Origin of the sequence: Micromonospora sp. ALFpr18c, from assembly GCF_008868155.1 — a bacterium.
Classification (GTDB): domain Bacteria; phylum Actinomycetota; class Actinomycetes; order Mycobacteriales; family Micromonosporaceae; genus Micromonospora.
Map to the genome: position 1 here is coordinate 1 of NZ_WBKR01000390.1, position 1,489 is coordinate 1,489.

Consider the following 1,489-nt stretch of genomic DNA (forward strand, 5'->3'; position numbering starts at 1 on the left):
TACAATCATCAACGTCTACACTCGACACTCAACCACCGCACGCCCCACGAAACGCGTGCCTGCTACCGTCAAGCCCACGCCCTCGCGGCATGAAACCCCGGTGACCGGTCCCAGGGTGGAACTTCAGCTCGTACCGGCCGTTGATGTTGGTCAGGGCGTTGACGTATATGACGTCCAGGTCCGGTGCCAGTCGCGTCAGGTCCTCGCGTACGTGGATAGCCACCCCTGCCGCTCGCGCGGCGCCGACGAGCTCTGCATCCAGGCAGTTGTCCCGCCGCTCGCAGACAACCGTGAGTCGCCCGATCAGGTGCGGAAAGACCGCCAGCCCCAGGAGCAGAAAACTGCGCAGGGTACGCATACTCGACGGCACGCCGACCACACCGAGGTGTAGCGGTTCTTCGTCGGGAAAGGCCTCCGTCAGAGTGAACCAGTCGCTGAGTGCCTGAGTCGGGTGCTCCTGCTGACCGTTGCCGCCGTTGATCAACGGCAGGGTCATACCGCAGCGCCGGATCTCCCGGAGGCACTCGGGATCGGGGTGCCGCAGGACCACCAGGTCCGCGTATGTCTGGAGCATGCGGCCGATGTCCGCCAAGGATTCGCCCTTTGCGGCGCCGGTCACCCTGCCATCGGGGATGCTCAACGTTGAGGCACCCAGCCTGAGGGCAGCCGACTCGAAGGACAGCCGCGTGCGGGTGCTCGGTTCGAAGAACGCCGTGCAGACAATGCGGTCCGCCAACGGCCGGATCATTCGCAGCTGTCCTTCTCTCAGCGCCCGGGCGACGGAGAAGGTCGCGTGAACCTCCGCGGAGGTCAGGTTGGCGGCCCGGATCAGGGACCGACCGCGGAGCCCTTCCAGGACCCGTGCCGCCTCCTGGAAGGGCGCCATGTGTCTCATCGCCATCGATAGTCTCCCCCGTCGGCCGGGGAGCGGCAGGTAGCACCCGCCGCTCCCCGGCGCGCAACTCACTAAAGCTCCGCAGCCCGCGCGACAACCCTCGTCACGGCCTGGTCGAGTGCGCCGGTGTCCACCCGGCCGCTGAAGCGCAGCAGCTCACACGGCCGGAAACTCGGGAGTCCCTCGACCAGCCCGGCGTACTCCACACCCTCCTCCAGTAAGAGCACCATCGGCTTGCCCATCGCCGACGCCCAGCCGATCTCAACGTGGGTTCCGGGGGATGCCGGGACGCCGGGAAAGCCGACCACGACGTCGCTGGCCGCGATCTCGTCGTAGTCGAGCTTGGTGAACTGATGAGGCTCCAGCATGGCGGCGCCCCACGCCTCTCGGCGGTGTGCATTGTAGACGGTTGCGCCCTTGGCGTCGTAGTGGGACAACACTGACTCGATGCGATCGCGGGCGGAGCCGGAAACCGTACCCGTGTCCACGTCGACCAAGGCCCAGAAGGGGCCAGCGACGAAGACGCTGGTGATGTCGGTGGCGGTAGCCGTGTCGGAGGTGGAAGTCATGGTTGGAGCTCTCTCTTCTCGAAGC

2 protein-coding genes are annotated in these 1,489 nt (G+C 66.4%); both read right to left on the reverse strand.

All coding sequences use genetic code 11. From position 1 onward, the window contains the following. Positions 1–28: 28 nt before the first annotated feature. A complete protein-coding gene (locus F8271_RS31325; protein ID WP_151493379.1) occupies positions 29–901 on the reverse strand; it encodes a hypothetical protein in 873 nt (290 codons plus the stop codon). Positions 902–966: 65 nt separating this feature from the next. Beyond that, positions 967–1,489, reverse strand: a 523-nt coding sequence (locus F8271_RS31330; protein ID WP_225854898.1) for a nucleoside 2-deoxyribosyltransferase domain-containing protein, incomplete at its 5' end; no start/stop codon positions are given.

Excerpts from the sequence above, each read along its gene's own strand:
- F8271_RS31325 (WP_151493379.1), bottom strand. The coding sequence starts at position 901 with ATGGCGATGAGACACATGGCGCCCTTCCAGGAGGCGGCACGGGTCCTG.